Genomic DNA, 18512 nt, shown 5'->3' on the forward strand with positions numbered 1-18512 from the left:
CTTTGCTGATGAGGTGGGTCGTTCAAATCCCTCCTTCTCCGGTAAAGACATCAACGCTTGCAATTCCGAAAGGAATTTGCAGGGATGTCTTTTTTTGTTCAAAAGAAAAAGCATGGAACCCGAGTGCCGCTGCTCAAATCCATCTACCACATAGAAAGCCCGCAGAATCGAACTTTCATCCTGCGGGCTTTTTTGATCATTCCTCTATCTCATACACCATTTCTCCGCTGTAGCACACCTCTACCATACATTCTACCAGTGCCTCTCCCTTTGTCAGCAGACCGCTCCATTTTGCCTGCCAATAGCCATATGTTTCGTCAATGACCTCCAGCCGTTCCAAATGGGGCAGAAAATCCTTTAGAAGCCATTTTTCGCCGGAAAAAGCCCCTGTTTCCCCCGGTCCATCAAAAACATATAGAAAGGAAGAATCCCAGTCTATACCCGTCAATATGACTTTTGCCATTGCCGTCTGTTCACATGGGGAATCAGTGGAAAAAATACCGTAGGGAAAGTGGCAGACCAGCGTTTCTTCGTCTGCCTCCAGTTTTGTTAGATACCCGTCGTGGAGGCTGTAGGGCAGGGAATATAAGGGTTGTGTCAGGGTTGTTTTCATAGGTCGCTCCTTTTTGTTTTTGCTTAGCATAACGGACAGGAAGGGGGCTGTCAAGAAATCAGATATATTCTTAAGAAAACATTCGGAAAATAGAAAAGCTGGAATCCTCATAAAGAATTCCAGCTTTCTGATTTTTTAGATTGCTTTTGAAAGGACCTAGCCTTTCATCCGAACATGTTAGAATCCGTAAACGGCTGTGATGTTTGCGCTTACTTCGATGTCTTCATAAGAAATGTTGGTGTTTCTGTTGGCACTGCCTGTTGCCATAGCATCCATGACCATAGCTTCTTCTGCACCGTAATTCATTTCTTTATAGCTGGTGGATGTGTTGCGGCTGTTTTCCACAACGGATACCACCTGTCCCAGCGGTTTGCCGTAAGCCTGTGCAATGGCTGTGGCAGAGGACTGGGCTGCTTTTACGGCTTCTGTCAAAGCCTGATTGTAGTAGGTTTCCGGTTTTTCCAGAGAGAATGTGACGCCGTTGGTGCCTGTTGCCCCTGCGTTCAGCGCAGCGTCTACATATTTTCCAGCGTTGTCCACATCGTTGGTGGTCACATTCACAGAGGTGTAAGCCTGATAATTTTCCAGAACCTGTTTGTCGGTTTTTTCGTCATAACGGTAAGAAGGATATACAGAGATGTGAGATGTCACAATATCCTCCTCTGTAACGCCCAGTGCTTTCATGGCAGCAATGACGTCTGTCAGTTCTTCATTCACATCTTTCTGTGCCTGCGCTGCTGTTTTTGCGGTCTTTTCCACAGTCACATGGATGGTGGCTACATCAGGTGCTACCTTCACGATGCCCTGTCCGTTTACGGTAATGGTGTTTGCCGCAGGTTCCGCTGCCAGCGCTATAGTGCTCATGCCCAAAGCCAGTACTGCCGCTGCCATACATGCCATCATGTTTCTTTTCCATTTTTTCATACCAACAACCCCTTTCCAGTTTAGGACTCTTTCTTACATACGGATTCCTTTTTTCTTTTGGACGAGGAAAAATACAGAAAAGTTGCAGGATTTTCTGATTTTTTTTCAAAAAAGATCAAAAATAAATTCAATGATATGCAAAAGCAAATTCAGAAGGACTTCCAACAGACTCTTACGTTTTTTCTTTTCTTTCTTTTTTCCCATGATGATTCCCGCTTTCAGAAAATGGCATCCAATATGGTCAGAATCCCGTCCACCACAAATTCAAAGATATGCAAAAAAATATTGCGCCGTTTTTCTTTTTTGGATTTTTCCTTCTTTTTCATGGCGTCCTCCTTTCGGGGATGCTCAGCCGTTCAGAGGTTTTTCCCGTTTGATGCCCACATAGGCTCCGTCGATGCATTCTCCCACGGCAGGATAGCCCAATGCCTCATAATAACGGCTCAAATCGTCGTTGACCTTCTGGGAATCCAGCCGCAGCACTTCTTTTCCGGCGTTGCGGGCATAGGTTTCCGCAAAGGTGAGGATTTCCCGTCCCAATCCTGGATAAGCAGGGTCTGTGGCAAGGTGATGGACGTAATAAGCGTCTTTGTCGTTGTCCCATCTGGGGTCTACGTCAAAAAGGGCAATGACGCCAATGGCTTTGTCCCCATCCATGGCAAGAAACACGCTGTTTTCCCCTATGCGCTCTGCAAAATATTCGGCAGGGTATACGGTCAGATAAGCGGTCTTGTTCCACTGATACAAGCCTTTTTCGTCCATCCAGTCGATGCGTTTTTGCAGCAGGGCAAGGATGGTGGGCACATCCTCCAGAACAGCCTGCCGCATTTCTTTGCTCATCATTTCAGTCTTTCCCATTCTGCTTCCTTGAAGCCTACCAGCACAAAATCATCGCCGATGATGAGGGGACGTTTCACCAGCATGCCGTTGGTAGCCAAAAGGGCAAACTGTTCCTCGTCGCTCATGTCCGCCAGCTTGTCTTTCAGCTGCATTTCCTTATAAAGCATACCGCTGGTGTTGAAGAATTTTTTCAGGGGCAGACCGCTTTTGGCGTGCCACTGTTTCAGTTCTTCCGCGGTAGGATTGTTTTCCACGATATGACGGTCGATAAAGTCTACACCTGCACCTTCCAGCCATGCTTTGGCTTTTTTGCAGGTGCTGCATTTGGGGTATTCCAGAAATAATACGGACATGTGAGTCCCTCCTTTTTTGTTTCCATGATATTTTTTTCAGTATAGCATGGGGCAGGGCAAAAGACAAAAGGTTTTTGCAGACGGTCAGATTTCGCTTTTTTTCCTCCCTTAAACATGCTACAATAGGGACAAGAGAGAAAAGGAGGAGGAGTCTATGAAATTTGGATTCATCGGCGCCGGCAATATGGTCAGCGCCATTGTCAAAGGCATGACTGCCAACGGTTATGACGGAAAAAATATTTTTATCACTAGCAAGACTGTGACTTCCGCGGCAAAACTTGCGGAAGCCTGCGGCGCAAACAGCTGCCAGACAGCCGGAGAAGTCATTGCCGCAAGCGATGTGGTGGTGCTGGGTGTCAAACCCCATATTCTGGCGGAAATCCTGCCGGGCTTGCAGGCAGATTTCGCAGCAAAGAAACCCTTGGTGGTGTCCATTGCCGCAGGAAAAACATTGGCGTATCTGGCAGAAAACTTGCCCAAAGATATGCCCATCGTTCGTGTAATGCCCAATATCAACGCCAAAATCGGCGCATCCACCACAGGCATCTGCCATAACGATGCTGTGACAGCAGAGCAGCTGGAAGCGGTGAAGGCAGTCTTTGCTACCATTGGCAGTGTGGCAGAAATCCCTGAAAATCATTTCGGTATTTTCAGTGTCATCGGCGGCGCATCTGTTGCCTTTGCCTATATGTATATGGACGCTTTGGCAAGAGCCGCACTGAAAGCGGGTATGCCCAAGAAACAGGCGCTGGAAATCGCAGCGGAAACCGTCAAAGGCAGTGCGGAAATGGTGCTCAAAAGTGGGGAAGCCCCTTGGTCTTTAGTGGATCAGGTATGTTCTCCCGGCGGCACCACCATCGAAGGTGTTACCACACTCCAGGCAAAAGGCTTCGAAGCGGCAGTGGTAGCGGCTTTTGACGCAGTGCTGGAAAAAGATAAAAAGATCGGACGCGGAGAGGTTTGATCAAAGGACTGCGGTGTTTTGCCCAAGCTTTTTCCTTTGTGAAAAACGCTTAAAAGGGAAATATTTCATTTTTTTTACATTTACACGAAAATTGACAAAATTTCATTGAATTACAGCGTGGAATTCGTTATAATGGTTACGCGGGTAATTTTAATACTGAAACAACAAAAAAATTATGGTGAGTTGAGGAGGAAAACAGTATGAAAAACAGAAAATACGGTCGTATGGTAGCTATGGCTCTGGCTGCTATGATGGCTATGCCCACAGTAGCATTCGCAGCAGGCACCACATGGGATGAAGACACAGCTTATTATGGCGCTCTGGAACAGGGCAAAGTTCCCGAAGAAGTTATGAAACAGGACGAAATGGGTCAGTACGTAATTTCTGACGGTACAGCAACAACACCCGAAGGTGGCGAAACAACAACACCTGAAGGCGGCGAAACAGCAGAAACAACTACTCTGCCCTTCACAGACGTTGCAGCAGACGCAGCTTACTACAACGCAGTAAAATACGTTTATGACAACAAACTGATGGCTGGTACAACAGACACAACATTTGAACCTGAAGCATCTCTGCAGAGAGCAATGCTGGCTCAGATCCTGTACAATAAAGAAGGCGCAACAGACGTTGCAACAGAATCTGCTTACACAGACGTTGAAATCGGCAGATGGTACGCTACAGCTTGCCTGTGGGCAGCTGACAAAGACCTGATGACAGGCGTTAGCGAAACAGAATTCGCTCCTAAAGCAAACCTGACAGTAGAACAGCTGGTACAGATCCTGTACAACTACGCTCAGTACAAAGGCGTTGACGTAACAGTTGAAACAGCTACAGACGTTGCTACAGCTTCCGACTGGGCAAAAGACGCTATGAGCTGGGCAGTAAGCCTGAAACTGGTTGCAGCTGATGTAGATGCAAAAGCTGATGCTACAAGAGCACAGGTTGCTGAAATGCTGATGCTGACAGCTGACCTGAAAGCAGCAGAAGCTCCCGCTGATACAACACCCGCTGAATAATTTATTCTGATTGTTTGCACAAAACCGCTTTTCTTTTTGGGGAGCATCTTCATAAGAAAACAAAGAAAGCCAAAATCCTTTGTCATAATAAGGATTTTGGCTTTTTTATTTTATTCCGATTTTATTTGTTATGTTTTCTTCTGAAGACAGCCGTTTTTGTGCCCTTTTCTCCATTTGGCGACAAATGGCGGAAAGTCAGCTTGGAATTTTTATTTGCAAAAGAATAAAGGCACCCCTAAAAACCTTGATTTTTCAAGGTTTCTTTGCTTTTTTGGAAAAAAAGAGAAAAAATTCGCTTTTTGGCACAATACTTGCTTTTATATAGGGTGAAGGAAAAAAGAAAGAAAGCTGATTCCCATAGCCTTTTGATTTCAGAAATAAGCCTGTGAGAACTGGAAATTTCCTCAAAACATCGGAAAAGCCCAAAACAAAGGGAAAAAAACATCTGAACAGCCTCAAAAACTTCTATTTTGCAGCTGTAACATGTGTTTCCAAATGGAGAATGATGTTTCTAAACAGAGAATCTTGTTTCCAAATGGAGAATGATGTTTCCAAAAAGAGAAACCTGTTTCCAAATGGAGAAAAATTTCCATGGACAGGGATTTCCGGTGGTATGATGAGAGGAAAGGAGGGAGCAACATGGAATCCACAGAAAATCGTTATAAATATATATTTGATGAAATCCTCACACTGACAGACGACGGCTTCGTGGTAGTCGATACCAACGGGGTCATTACAGACATCAATGACCAGTACTGCAAGTATCTGAAGACCACCAAAGAGTATGCCATCGGTCGCAGCATCGCGGAAATCATCCCCAATACCAAAATGATTGACATCGTCAATTATGGCTACCGGGAGGAAGGCGCCATTCTCCGGCTTAGCGAGGAGCGGGATGATGAAAACGACAGCATCTTTCTGGTCAACCGTTCCTGCGTTTATGATGACGACCATAAGGTCATTGCCGGTGTGGCACAGGTCAAATTCCGTTTGCAGACATTGGACAGTGCCAAGAAGCTTATGCGGGAATATGCCGCTTATGAGTTTTACCGTGAGGAATACCAAAACCGCAGCAACAGCCAGTGTTCCTTTGATAAAATCGTCGGCAACAGCAGCCGTTTCGCGGAAGTGAAGAAGGCAGGCTATAAGGCAGCTAAAACATTCTTCCCGGTGCTGCTGACGGGGGAAACAGGCACCGGCAAAGAAGTGTTTGCCCATGCCATCCATAACAGCAGCGAACGCAGAGAAAAGCCTATGGTCAGCATCAACTGCGCTGCCATCCCCAATGAACTGCTGGAAAGCGAACTGTTCGGCTACGAGGAGGGGGCTTTCACAGGAGCCAAAAAAGGCGGCAAGAAGGGTAAGTTTGAACTGGCAGACGGCGGCACACTGTTTCTGGATGAAATCGGTGATATGCCCTTGGGCATGCAGGCAAAACTCCTGCGGGTCCTTCAGGAAAAAGAAGTGGAAAAAATCGGCGGTTATCAGCCCATCCCCGTAGATGTGCGCATCATTGCTGCCACGAGGAAAAACCTGCCGGAAATGATTGCCGCCGAGGAATTCCGGGAAGACCTGTACTATCGCCTGAATGTGCTGGACATCGAACTGCCGCCTTTGCGGGAGCGACGGAGGGATATTGTGGAATTGGCTTCCTACTTCCTCAATCGGCTCAATTCCGATTATAAGACAGCCATTTCCCTTTCGCCGGAAGTCCGGGAGTGCTTTGTCAGCTATGACTGGCCGGGGAATATCCGAGAGTTGGATAACGTCATCAAAAGCGCTTATGCTGCCTGTGAGGACTTTCTCATACAGCTCACAGACCTGCCCTCTAAAATGGTTTCCCGCCATCATCTGGCAGGGGAAGGGGGCAGCAGTAAGAAGCTGAATCAGATGATGGAGGAATACGAAAAAGGCATCCTGCTGGATGTGCTCAAAGTCTGCGGCTGGAATTGTCAGGCTGCTGCCAATGAACTGGGCATCCATCGCAGTGCTTTATATAAAAAAATCGCCAAGTACGATTTACAGAAAAAATAAATCAGACTGACAACGGAAGCTACACCGCATGCTGTTTTTGCGGATTTTCTTCCCGTCAAATGTGTCGGGTGTTTCGTGAAAAAACGCGAAAACAGCAGATGTTCTTTTTATGCCCAAAATACGGGGTTTCCTGTCAAAAACAGCAGGTGTATTTCCGTTTGTTTTATACACATTTCACAAAAACAAAGGATTTTAGGAGGAATGAATCATGATGCAGACATTGGTAGAAAAACTGGAAAACGTAAAAGCAGAAATGGACGGACACGTACTGGTCGTAACCATGAACCGCCCCAAAGCCCTCAACGCGCTGAACAATCAGACATTGGACGAATTGCAGGCAGTCTTTGATATGGCAGCCCAGGACGCGGAAATTTACGGCGTTATCATCACTGGGGAAGGCAGAGGCTTTGTAGCCGGTGCGGATATTGTCCAGATGGAACCCTATAAGAGTGAACAGGGCAGAGATTACGCAGGCTATGCCCAGGCAACATTCAACAAAATCGAAGCACTGCCCAAGCCCGTTATTGCCGCAGTCAACGGCTTTGCGCTGGGCGGCGGCTGTGAACTGGCACTGAGCTGTGATATCCGTATCGCTTCCGAAAAAGCAGTATTCGGTCAGCCCGAAGTAACACTGGGCATCATCCCTTGCTTCGGCGGCACACAGCGTCTGCCCCGTTTGATTGGTGCAGGTCTGGCAAAAGAAATGATTTACACAGGCAAACATATCGACGCCCAGACAGCCCTGTCCTATGGTCTGGTCAATAAAGTAGTCCCTGCGGAAGAACTGCTGGATGCGGCAAAAGCCCTTATGGCAGACATCCTGAAAGTATCTCCTGTTGCCATCAAATACGCAAAACTGTCCATCAACAAAGGGGCAGACATGGATCTGATGAATGGTCTGGAAGTGGAAAAAGACCTGGTAGGTCTGTGCTTTGCTACAGAGGATAAAGAAGTGGGTATGCATGCGTTTCTGAAAAAACAGAAACCCGTATTCCGTTGATGCTGTTGTGTGAAATGGGGAAGGAGGAGGACAAATGAATTTTAGCGTATTGGTGCTGGTCATTGCCATTGTGCTGTTCGGCGTGCTGGCATTCCGTCAGATGAGCGCCCTGATTCTGGCGCCGCTGGTGACCATATTCGTCATTGTGCTGTCGGGGATGCCTGTGCTGGATACCCTGCTCAATGACTTTATGCCTGCCACATCAGACTATATCACCCAATATTTCCTGATTTTCTTCGTAGGGGCATTGTTCGGGGCAGTTTATCAGTTTACAGGGGCAGCGGAATCCATTGCCCTTGCCATGGGGCGTCTGTCCCATAACCACTTTGTAGCGCCTATGATCATGTGCATCACTGGTTTGCTGACCTTCGGCGGTGTCAGCGGCTTCGTGGTATTCTTCGTGGTCTATCCCATTGCCCTGCAGATGTTCAAACGTGCTAACCTGACTCGGCGGCTCATTCCTGCTGCCATTTCCGCAGGCTGCTGGACTTGGTCTATGACAGCGCCGGGCTCGCCTTCCATACAGAATACCATTGCCATGAAAAGTCTGGGCACACCTGCCACTGCTGCGCTCATTCCCTCCCTCATTGCCACAGCGGCGGAATTCCTCATGATCTTTGTCTGGCTGGAATGGCGCGCCCGCAGCTTCACCAAAAAAGGCAAACTGTTCTTTGACGATAGCCTGAAAACCCAGCTTGCCCCGGAGGAACTGGAAGAAAGAACATCCGAAAACCTGCCCCATCCCATCATTGCGCTGATTCCCATTGCAGCCATCATCATCTGCTTCAATGTGGTGAAATTGCCTGTGGAAACATCTGTAACCGTAGGTATCATTCTGGCAGTGGTGCTCATGTTCCGGAGAGTGGCAGATGTTTCTCACTGGATTGAAGTCTTTAACAAAGGCGCTGCCGACTCCGGCACAGCCATTTTGAATACAGCCATCGTCGTTGGTTTTGGCGGCGTAGTGGAACAGACAGAAGGTTTTACATACCTCATCAATAACCTGCAAAATCTGTCCATCTCCCCCTTGGTATTCGTTGCCGTGACCATTGCCATCTGTGCAGGCGTATGCGGTTCTGCTTCCGGCGGTATGGGCGTTGCCTTTGCGGCTCTGACAGATACCTATAAAAGCATGGGTGTCAGTCTGGAAGCTGTCCATCGTATCGGCGCCATTGCCGCAGGTACGCTGGATACCCTGCCTCATCAGGGCGCACAGATCACCCTGCTTGGCATCTGCAAACTGACCCATAAAGAAGCTTACTTCGATATTGCTGTGACACAGATCCTCATTCCCATTTTGACACTGTTCATCTTTATCCCGCTGGTTTCTATGGGACTTTAAAAATAACAAAAAACAGTTTTCCATTGGGCATTTTCAGGGAAAGCCGCTTTTGGAAAACGCCATTTTCTCTCTCTCAATTTCTAAATGGAACGAAAATAGCCCAAAAAAACAGCTGAAATCCTCGAAAATACAAGAGATTTCAGCTGTTTTTGTCTGTTAAGGCTTGCCGAAGATAGGTCGGCGTTTTTGTAACTTAGTAGAACAGATGGAAGGTATCAAATTTCCACTGTCCGTCTTCCTGTACCAGATTGAATGTGTAATCTGTTGTTTCGTACTGGGAAGGGTCTGCAGGGGCTTCTGTGAATGTTTCCCCTTCGTAAGGATTGCCGTCTTTGGTGTAGTATGCAGTAGCAGTTACGGACATGCCTGTATCTGTTTTCACAGGTTCACCCATGACATAGCCTGCATAGAAGATGTTTGTGCCTCTTGCGCCGTCCAGTACATACAGACCGCCGCCTTTGCCTTCTGTGAAACGGATGTTGTTTTCAGCAAAGATGTCAGTGTCCATCATGTTCTGTGTGAAGTACTGTCCCAGATAGGTGCGGAATGCTTCCATATCGGGGAAACGTTCGTCTGTTACGCGGTTGTAGGTGTAACCGTCTACGTCGATGATGTCTGTGGTGCTCATTTCAAAGCCTTCCAGTACAATCTGTTTGTAGATGGCAAATGCGCCGTCATAGAGTGTCTGGAACTGTTCCGCAGTCAGTTCGCTGTCAGCGGCATCTGTTTCTGTGGTTGTTTTCTGCTGCTGTGTTTCACCTTCTGTCGTTGTGGGTTCTTTGGATGTACAGCCGAACAGCAGTGTCGCAGCCAGGGCGCAGCTGAGCACAATGGCCAGTTTCTTTTTCATTTTGTAAGACTCCTTTCATATTTTTCGTCTTGATGTTTTCGTCTTTATTATACCATGGTTTGCAAAGAAAAACGGGATTTTCAGGGAAGTTTAAGAAATTTGAAATATTGCTGTAATCATTCATTTTGTGAAGAGCCGGAAATGATTTTTGTGGTAATCCAGCAGCCCGTCCTTTTTCATGCGGCTCAGTTCCGCTGACATGGCGCTGCGCTCCACTGCCAGATAATCCGCCAATTGCTGCCGATCAAAGGGAATGGAAAAAACAGCGCTGCCGGAATCCTGTGCGCAGGAGGACAGGAAGGACAGGAGTTTTTCCCTTGTGCTGCGGCAGGTGACGTGAGCAATCTTCCGCGTCAGTGTCAAATTCCGTCCGGCGAAGATTTGCAGCAGACGGCGGGAGAGGAGGGCAAAAAGGGGATTGGTCTGCCCGGTGGGTGCCAGTATCCGGTTCAGAGAAAGGTATAACACCGTTGTGTCTGCAGCAGCCAATACGCTTACTTCTGCCGCTGTATCCAAAAGGGCATAGGTTTCCCCGAAAAATGCCCCCGACGGGATTTGCGCCACCAATGCCCGGCTGCCCCAGAAATCCTCCCGCAGGATATGAACTTCCCCGGAAAGGATGAGTCCTGCCGCCGTGATTTTATCCCCGGCATGTACCAGAAAACTGCCTTTTTCATAAAAAACTTCTCTTGCATCCAGTTCCTCTAAAAGCTTCGTCATATCTTCAGGAGAAATGCCCTGAAAAAAGGGCAGAGATGCCAATTTTGATGGTTCTATCAAAAGACCCCCTCCTTTTTGTTGGAAAAACAACATACTATTTTCCCGCAGTATAGCATACTGTTATCAGAAAAACAAGGACGGAAAAACGAGGAGGAAACCACATGATTCGTAGAATTATAGAGATTGATAAAGAAAAATGTAATGGCTGTGGTCTGTGTGCGAAGGCCTGCCACGAAGGTGCCATTGGTATGGTAGACGGCAAAGCCACACTGCTGCGGGATGACTACTGTGACGGTCTGGGGGACTGCCTGCCCGTATGTCCCACAGGTGCTATCACATTTGTGGAACGGGAAGCGGCAGCTTATGACGAAGGGGCTGTGCAGGCAAATATGGCGAAAAAAGGCAAAACACCCTGCGCTTGCCCCGGCAGCCAGAGCAAACTGCTGGAAGTGCAGGAAAAAATGGCAGCAAAAAGAGAAGAAGAAGCAACTCCTGTTGCGGTGCCTTCCAGACTGCGTCAGTGGCCTGTGCAAATCAAACTGGCACCCATCAAAGCCCCTTACTTTGACGGTGCGAAGCTGCTCATTGCGGCAGACTGTACCGCATATGCTTACGGCAATTTCCATGAGGAATTCATGAAAGGCAAAATCACACTGGTGGGCTGCCCCAAACTGGACATGGTGGATTACAGCGAAAAGCTCACAGAAATCATCAAACAGAATGACATCCAGAGCGTGACCATCGTCCGTATGGAAGTACCTTGCTGCGGCGGCATGGAACTGGCAGCGAAAAAAGCATTGCAGGCCAGCGGTAAATTCATCCCTTGGCAGGTGGTGACTATCTCCACAGACGGCAAAATTTTAGATAAGTAAATGATATAGAAAAAGACCGGATTTCCTTTGGAAAGGAAGTTCGGTCTTTTGTGTTTGCTGTTGTCTTTATGAGAGGCTATGTTAAGGACACAGCCATTTCTCAATCAATCCCCATCTTCCGGCAGGTTTCCGACGATGTCTTCGTAATCTTCGCAAAGGGACTTCCATGCTGGCGTATCTGGAGAAAATTCCCGACAGAAATCCGGGAAAGGGTCATCCATATATTCCAGAAAATCATAGATGAATTGGTCGTATTCATACAGTGCGTAGGTGCGGAACAAATCTAAGAAATCAATACGGTCTTCGATCCATTCCTGCAATTTTTCCCGATCCGCATGGGTGAGAAACTGAGCGAAAAAGTCGATGGCTGTTTCCATATCCGCCGATGTGGCGCGGATGCCTTCAAAACGGGTCTGTTTACAGTGCAGTCTTTCCCCGTCGCTGGAAAGTTTGCAGACGCAGTGGACACGGAAACCGACGCCTCCTTCTTTGTCTTCAAAATCAAAGGTGAGTTTCAGGTCTCTTTCCGCCATGATCTGCAAAAACTTTTGATATGCTTCTTCCGTTAAGGTGCAGATGGGCTGTCCGTTCCGTTGGGGCTTTTCTTTTAGCAGTCCACAAGTCCAATCATGGAAGGAATCCAGTGTTTCCGAAAATGACCATCGTCCGCAGCCGGAAAAATCCACCGTACGCTCCTGTAAGCTTGGGGTATCGTACCATTGCAGACCGTATTCTCCGTAAAATTTCCAGGCGTCCAGTACTGGAAGCAATGCTTCCACCGCTGCTTTTGTCCATCTTCCCGTTAAATGTATGGTGCCTGATGCACTAGAGATATTTGCCATAGGACACATCTCCTTTCTTTTCTGTTTCCAATGTGCCTAAAAGAACAAGAATCGAATTTTCTGAAAATGACAGAAAGTCTTATTTTTATAATACCATAGATTTTCCTATCCGCAAGGAGGAAGCCCGAGGAATGGGAGAAGTGGTAATGACAAAAGGATGGGCATCTTCATCAGAAAACAAAAAAGCTGAAATCCTTATGATAGAGAGGATTCCAGCTTTCTTATTTTGATTATGATTTTATCTGGGCTGTTCTGCTTTGTTGCTGCCAAACATGATGAAAAATCACAAAAAAATTGGGAATCTCCAAAAAGAAGATTCCCAAAGCAACTTCCCCTTAAGAAAACATTGTTTTTTATTTTATTGATTTCTTAAGGGGAATTGCGACGGCTGTCTTCATAAGAAAACATAACAAATAAAATCTTAATAAAATAAGAAAGCCAAAATCCTTTGTCATGATAAGGATTTTGGCTTTCTTTGTTTTTTTATGAAGATGCCCCCAAAGATATTTCGTTTTTTATGCTTTTGCTTTTGCATCCAGTTTGGCATTGCGTTTGTCGTCCAGTTTGGAAACGATGGTTGCGCAGGCAGCGTCACCGGTGATGTTAACGGTGGTACGACCCATGTCGAAGATACGGTCGAAGCCAACAACCAGACCGATACCAGCCACAGGCAGACCAACGCTTTCCAGTACCATTGCCAGCATAACCAGACCAGCGCCGGGAACACCAGCTGTACCGATGGAAGCCAGTGTGGCTGTCAGTACAATGGTAATCATCTGACCCAGTGTCAGGTCAACGCCGTAACAAGCGGCGATGAATACGGCACAAACACCCTGATAAATGGCAGTACCGTCCATGTTGATGGTGCTGCCCAGAGGCAGTACGAAACCAGCTACTTCTCTGCGAGCGCCCAGTCTTTCCGCAGCTTCCATGGTGAAGGGCAGTGTGCCTACGGAGGAAGCGGAGGAGAATGCCATCATCATAGCAGGCATCATTTCCTTAAAGAATTTCAGAGGAGAAACGCCGCCCAGTGTCTTGATGGTCAGGGAATATACCACAACCATGTGTACGATGTAGCCTACATATGCCACAGCCAGTACCATGATGAGGTTTGTCAGCAGCATGGGACCGTTTTCTGCTACAACGGGGCAGATCAGGCAGGCAACGCCGATGGGGGACAGCTTGATGATGAAGTCCATGACTTTCAGGAACACTTCATTGAAGCTTTCTACCACCTGACCGGCAAGGATGCCTTTTTCCCCAGCCAGCAGGATACCGAAGCCCACAAAGAGGGCAATGACGATGACCTGCAGCATGGAAGCCTCAGCCATGGGCTTCACAAAGTTGGAGGGGAAGATGTTTACGATGGTATCCATAACGCTCTGGGCTTCTGCAGGGGTATAGGAAGCGCCGGAAGGGTCCAGCACAACGAACATACCTTTGGACAGAGTTGCCAGAATCAGTGCCAGTGTTACGGCAAAAGCGGTGGTGCACATGTAATAAATCAGTGTTTTGCCGCCGATGGCGCCTACACGGCGAATGTCCTTCATGGAGATGACGCCAGCCGCAATGGAGAACATCACAATGGGCACGACGATGAATTTCAGCAGGTTCAGGAAAATGGTACCCCAGGGCTGGATATAAGCTTTCGCGAAGTCAACGCCGGTCATGCCGAACAGGTTTGCGTTCATCAGCAGCAGACCTGCCACGATACCGATGATCAGACCAAGGAAGATCCAGAAAGCCAGAGGCATTTTTTTCTTTTGGCTCGTCAATGTAAACACTCCTTTCCTATTTTTATGATTTTCTCATTGAATTTTTATCCGTTCCTTATTATAAAGATACACGAAAACCTTGACAAGGATTTTCGCCAAAAGAATGCGTATTTTTTTGTACTTTTTTTACAATTGACGAAAATGATGTATGGATATTCATACAATGGAAAAATATGGAATTTTTACATAATAGAAAAAGAGGCATGTCCAGCAGGCTTCCCTTAAGAAAACATTGGTTTTTGATTTCTTAAGGGAAACTGCGGCGGCTGTCATCAGAAGAAAATTTTCTTCTGATGAAGCCCCCAATGGACATGACCTCTTTTTCCCAGAGTCTATCACAAATATTCATGGAGCCTTGCCGAAAGCCCATCTGTTTGCAAGGGGGCGAGGTTCAGCCGGCTTTGCCGGCTGACTCGCCAGGTTTTTTGCTGCCTGCAAACAGTATGTTACGGGGTTATTGTTCTGCAAGCTTCTTGTATGCTTCGTATTTTTCTTTCGCCTTGTCAGCAGCTTCTTTCAGCAGCACTTTTGCTGTTTCGGGGAAGGTGCGAACCAGGGAAGCGTAACGAACTTCGCCCATGATGAAGTCGTTGTAATCCATGGAAGGTTCTTTGGAATCCAGGATGAAAGGATTCTTGCCTTCTTTCTTCAGATCGGGGTTGTAACGGTACAGGAACCAGTAGCCAGCATCCACTGCCAGTTTTGCTTCCAGCTGTGCGTTTGCCATGCCTTTGGAGATACCGTGGTTGATACAAGGCGCATAAGCGATGATCAGGGAAGGACCTTTGTAAGCTTCTGCTTCTTTCAGGGCTTTGATCAGCTGTGCAGGGTTTGCGCCCAGAGCAACCTGTGCAACGTAGATGTAGCCGTAGCTCATTGCCAGCATACCCAGGTCTTTCTTCACAGTTGCTTTACCGCCTGCTGCGAACTGTGCCACAGCGCCGATAGGTGTTGCTTTAGAGGACTGACCGCCTGTGTTGGAGTAAACTTCTGTGTCAACCACCAGTACGTTTACGTCTGCGCCGGAAGCCAGTACGTGATCCAGACCGCCGTAACCGATGTCGTATGCCCAGCCGTCGCCGCCGTACATCCACATGGATTTCTTGGTCAGGTGTTCTTTGTTATCCATGATGAAGGCTTTCAGGTCTGCCGCTTCACCGCTTACGGAAACTTTTTCCAGAGCTGCCAGCAGAGCTTTGGTGTCTTCTTTGCTTCTGTGACCGTCATCGTAGTTTGCCAGCCATACGTCAGCTGCTGCTTTCAGATCTGCATCATCTACCAGAGCCAGCAGTTCTTTCAGCTTCATGGTTACGCGTTCTCTCTGCTGTTCTACTGCCAGAACCATACCCAGGGAGAATTCTGCGTTATTTTCAAACAGGGAGTTGCTCCATGCGGGGCCCCAGCCTTCTTTGTTTGTTGTGTAAGGTACGCAAGGTGCAGCAGCGCCCCAAGCCTGTGTACAGCCTGTAGCGTTTGCCAGATACATACGGTCGCCGTAAAGCTGTGTCATCAGTTTTGCGTAAGCTGTTTCGCCGCAGCCTGCACATGCGCCGGAGAATTCCAGCAGAGGCTGTTCGAACTGAGAGCCTTTTACGCTGTATTTGTCCATAGGGTTCTTCTTATCGGACAGAGCCAGAGAGAAGTCCCAGTTAGGCTGTTCGTGCATCTGAGTATCCAGAGGTTTCATTACCAGCGCTTTTTCTTTTGCGGGACATGCTGTTACGCAGACACCACAGCCCTGGCAGTCCAGAGGGTCAACCTGGATGCGGAAACGATACTGCGCGATTTCGCCAGCGCCTTTTGCGGGTTCTGTTACATAGCCTTCGGGTGCGTTCTTCGCTTCTTCTTCTGTCAGCAGGAAAGGACGGATACATGCATGAGGGCATACGTAAGAACACTGGTTACACTGGATACATTTTGTTGCATCCCATTCGGGAACGTCGATGGCAACACCACGTTTTTCGTAAGCGGAAGTACCCAGAGGTACGGTACCGTCTTCTCTGCCAACGAATACGGATACGGGCAGCAAGTCGCCTTTCAGTGCGTTCATGGGAACCAGCAGTTTTTCAACGTATTCAGGCAGAACGCGTTTGATTTCTTCTTTGTCCACGTCTTTTGCGTCTTTCCAGCTTTCGGGAACGTCGATTTTTACCAGACCTGTCAGACCTGCGTCTACAGCGGCATAGTTCATGTTAACGACTTTTTCACCTTTTTTGCCGTAAGATTTTTCGATGGCTGCTTTCATGTAGCCAACGGCGTCATCAACGGGGATGATGTTTGCCAGTTTGAAGAATGCGGACTGGAGAACGGAGTTGGTTCTGTTGCCCAGACCGATTTCACGGCAGATTTCAACAGCGTCAATGGTATAGAAATTGATGTTGTTGTTTGCGATGTAACGTTTTACGTCAGCAGGCAGGTGTTTTTCCAGTTCTTCGCCTTTCCAGCCGCAGTTCAGCAGGAAAGTACCGCCGGGTTTGATTTCGGAAACGATATCATATTTGGAGATGTAGGACTGGTTGTGGCATGCCACAAAGTCTGCTTTGAATACCAGATAGCTGGAGCGGATAGGCACATCACCGAAACGCAGGTGAGATTTTGTGATACCGCCGGATTTTTTGGTGTCATATTCAAAGTATGCCTGTGCGTATTTATCTGTATGGTCACCGATGATCTTGATGGAGTTTTTGTTTGCGCCAACAGTACCGTCGGAGCCCAGACCCCAGAATTTGCAGGAGATGGTGCTTGCGTCTGTTACTTCGGGTTCTGCGCCAACTTCGATGGATGTCATGGAAACGTCGTCAATGATACCAACGGTGAAGTGGTTTTTCTTTTCGCCTTTCATGTTGTCAAAGACAGCAACAACCTGTGCGGGGGTTACGTCTTTGGAGGACAGACCGTATCTGCCTGCCAGTACCAGAGGCGTTCTGCCTGCTTCTGTCAGTGCGGAACATACATCCTGGTACAGAGGTTCACCCAGTGCGCCGGGTTCTTTTGTTCTGTCCAGAACGGTAACGATTTTCGCTGTTTCAGGCAGTGCGCCTAAGAAATGTTTCAGGGAGAAAGGACGGTACAGGTGAACCTGCAGGAAACCAACCTTTTCGCCTTTTGCTGTCAGATATTCCACAACTTCCTGTGCTGCGCCAGTGATGGAGCCCATAGCGATCAGAACGTGTTCTGCATCGGGTGCGCCGAAGTAGTTGAACAGCTGATAATTTCTGCCTGTGATTTTGTTGATTTCGTGCATGTAGTTTTCCACGATTTCAGGCAGACGTGTATAGAAAGGTGTCTGTGCTTCTCTGTTCTGGAAGAATACGTCAGGGTTCTGTACGGTAGAACGCTGTACGGGATGTTCGGGGTTCAGTGCGTTTTTGCGGAATTTGCGCAGTGCGTCTTCATCCAGCAGTTTTGCGATATCTTCGTAGTCCATGACTTCGATTTTCTGCAGTTCGTGAGAAGTACGGAAACCATCGAAGAAATGCATGAAAGGTACGCTGCCTTTGATAGCGGAAAGATGTGCTACGCCGCCCAGGTCCATAACTTCCTGTACGGAAGCGGAGGACAGCATTGCCACACCGATCTGACGACAAGCCATAACGTCGGAATGGTCGCCGAAGATGGAGAAAGCATGTGTACCAACGGTTCTGGAGCTTACATGGAATACGCCGGGTTTGAGCTGACCGGCAATACGGTAAATGCCGGGGATCATCAGCAGCAGACCCTGAGAAGCTGTGTATGTGGTTGTCAGTGTACCAGCTTCCAGTGCGCCGTGCATAGCACCTGCGGCACCTGCTTCGGATTCCATTTCTACCAGACGTACTGTCTGACCGAAGATGTTCTTCTTGCCGTTTGCAGACCAGCTGTCAACGTGTTCTGCCATGGGAGAAGAAGGGGTAATAGGGTAAATGGTAGCGACTTCTGTAAATGCGTAAGAGATATAAGCAGCCGCTTCATTCCCGTCCATGGTTTTCATAATTTTTGTGTTCATGGAAAAACTCCTTTCATATAAATAAAATGTCCCCGTAATAACTGTAATTTCATGATAATGTATTCTGCATACACTGTCAAGAAATTACCAAAAAGAAAACAAAAAAAGTCAATTTGTTTGACATTCGGCTGTGAATTTGTGCAATTTAACCATAAAAAATTCCGAAAAAAGGAGAAAACAGGAAAAAACGAGCAAAAAAATCACGAAATTGTTGTGTACAGAAAAAAGAAAAAACAATAAATTATTGTATTTTCGTTGATACATCGTCAAATTGGTGAGGCACATGTTTGCGAAAGGGCTGGAAAAAAGAGGAAATTCAAGGAAAAACAGGGGCAGATTTCAGGGGATTGCAAAGGATTGTATGACAAAAAATGCAAAA

General features: G+C 47.4%; 15 protein-coding genes. 6 read left to right on the forward strand and 9 right to left on the reverse strand.

Annotated elements, in window-relative coordinates; genetic code table 11:
* Positions 1-196: 196 nt before the first annotated feature.
* From BUB35_RS03495 to BUB35_RS03510, 4 genes are all read right to left on the reverse strand, one after another.
* Positions 197-613, reverse strand: a complete 417-nt coding sequence (locus tag BUB35_RS03495) for a hypothetical protein (RefSeq protein ID WP_072849178.1) — start codon at positions 611-613, stop codon at positions 197-199.
* Positions 614-790: 177 nt separating this feature from the next.
* Positions 791-1537, reverse strand: coding sequence for an SIMPL domain-containing protein (locus BUB35_RS03500; RefSeq protein ID WP_072849180.1), 747 nt, complete (start codon positions 1535-1537; stop codon positions 791-793).
* Between the two features lie 348 nt (positions 1538-1885).
* Positions 1886-2395 (reverse strand): GNAT family N-acetyltransferase, encoded by a 510-nt coding sequence (locus tag BUB35_RS03505; RefSeq protein WP_084730542.1) that lies wholly within the window; start codon positions 2393-2395, stop codon positions 1886-1888.
* Entirely contained in the window at positions 2377-2730 is a 354-nt protein-coding gene (locus BUB35_RS03510; protein WP_072849182.1) for an arsenate reductase family protein, read from the reverse strand. The genes BUB35_RS03505 and BUB35_RS03510 overlap by 19 nt, the downstream gene beginning before the upstream one ends.
* Positions 2731-2884: 154 nt before the next feature.
* Here BUB35_RS03510 and proC point away from each other — a divergent pair, with 154 nt between their 5' ends.
* The 5 genes from proC (at position 2885) to BUB35_RS03535 (ending at position 9089) form a co-directional block, all read left to right on the forward strand.
* Positions 2885-3694, forward strand: a complete 810-nt coding sequence (gene proC, locus BUB35_RS03515) for a pyrroline-5-carboxylate reductase (protein ID WP_072849184.1) — start codon at positions 2885-2887, stop codon at positions 3692-3694.
* 200 nt (positions 3695-3894) lie between these two features.
* Positions 3895-4713: an S-layer homology domain-containing protein gene (locus BUB35_RS03520; protein WP_072849186.1), complete on the forward strand. Its 819-nt coding sequence runs from the start codon at positions 3895-3897 to the stop codon at positions 4711-4713.
* A 639-nt stretch (positions 4714-5352) separates the two neighbouring features.
* Positions 5353-6747: a sigma-54 interaction domain-containing protein gene (locus tag BUB35_RS03525; protein ID WP_072849188.1), complete on the forward strand. Its 1395-nt coding sequence runs from the start codon at positions 5353-5355 to the stop codon at positions 6745-6747.
* Between the two features lie 208 nt (positions 6748-6955).
* Positions 6956-7747, forward strand: coding sequence for an enoyl-CoA hydratase-related protein (locus BUB35_RS03530; protein WP_330391064.1), 792 nt, complete (start codon positions 6956-6958; stop codon positions 7745-7747).
* A gap of 34 nt (positions 7748-7781) precedes the next feature.
* On the forward strand, positions 7782-9089 hold the full coding sequence (locus BUB35_RS03535) for a GntP family permease (RefSeq protein WP_072849190.1): 1308 nt from the start codon (positions 7782-7784) through the stop codon (positions 9087-9089).
* A gap of 193 nt (positions 9090-9282) precedes the next feature.
* Here the strand turns inward: BUB35_RS03535 and BUB35_RS03540 are convergent, their stop codons facing one another.
* Together BUB35_RS03540 and BUB35_RS03545 are read right to left on the reverse strand one after the other, a co-directional pair.
* Positions 9283-9939 carry a hypothetical protein gene (locus tag BUB35_RS03540; protein WP_072849192.1) on the reverse strand — a complete coding sequence of 219 codons (657 nt, stop codon included), beginning with the start codon at positions 9937-9939 and terminating at the stop codon, positions 9283-9285.
* A 120-nt stretch (positions 9940-10059) separates the two neighbouring features.
* Positions 10060-10719: a Crp/Fnr family transcriptional regulator gene (locus BUB35_RS03545; protein ID WP_159432857.1), complete on the reverse strand. Its 660-nt coding sequence runs from the start codon at positions 10717-10719 to the stop codon at positions 10060-10062.
* Between the two features lie 101 nt (positions 10720-10820).
* Between BUB35_RS03545 and BUB35_RS03550 the strand changes: the two genes are divergently transcribed.
* Positions 10821-11531 (forward strand): 4Fe-4S binding protein, encoded by a 711-nt coding sequence (locus BUB35_RS03550; RefSeq protein ID WP_072849194.1) that lies wholly within the window; start codon positions 10821-10823, stop codon positions 11529-11531.
* 104 nt (positions 11532-11635) lie between these two features.
* On the opposite strand, the gene BUB35_RS03555 is transcribed toward BUB35_RS03550, so the two are convergent.
* The 3 genes from BUB35_RS03555 to nifJ form a co-directional block, all read right to left on the reverse strand.
* Positions 11636-12373 carry a hypothetical protein gene (locus BUB35_RS03555; protein WP_072849196.1) on the reverse strand — a complete coding sequence of 246 codons (738 nt, stop codon included), beginning with the start codon at positions 12371-12373 and terminating at the stop codon, positions 11636-11638.
* 515 nt (positions 12374-12888) lie between these two features.
* Positions 12889-14127, reverse strand: coding sequence for a dicarboxylate/amino acid:cation symporter (locus tag BUB35_RS03560; RefSeq protein WP_072849336.1), 1239 nt, complete (start codon positions 14125-14127; stop codon positions 12889-12891).
* Positions 14128-14602: 475 nt separating this feature from the next.
* Complete coding sequence (gene nifJ, locus BUB35_RS03565; protein ID WP_072849198.1) at positions 14603-18133, reverse strand: pyruvate:ferredoxin (flavodoxin) oxidoreductase; 3531 nt, start codon at positions 18131-18133, stop codon at positions 14603-14605.
* Between the last annotated feature and the right edge of the window lie 379 nt (positions 18134-18512).

The sequence above is a fragment of the Anaerotignum lactatifermentans DSM 14214 genome (assembly GCF_900142265.1).
Classification (GTDB): Bacteria; Bacillota; Clostridia; order Lachnospirales; family Anaerotignaceae; genus Anaerotignum; species Anaerotignum lactatifermentans.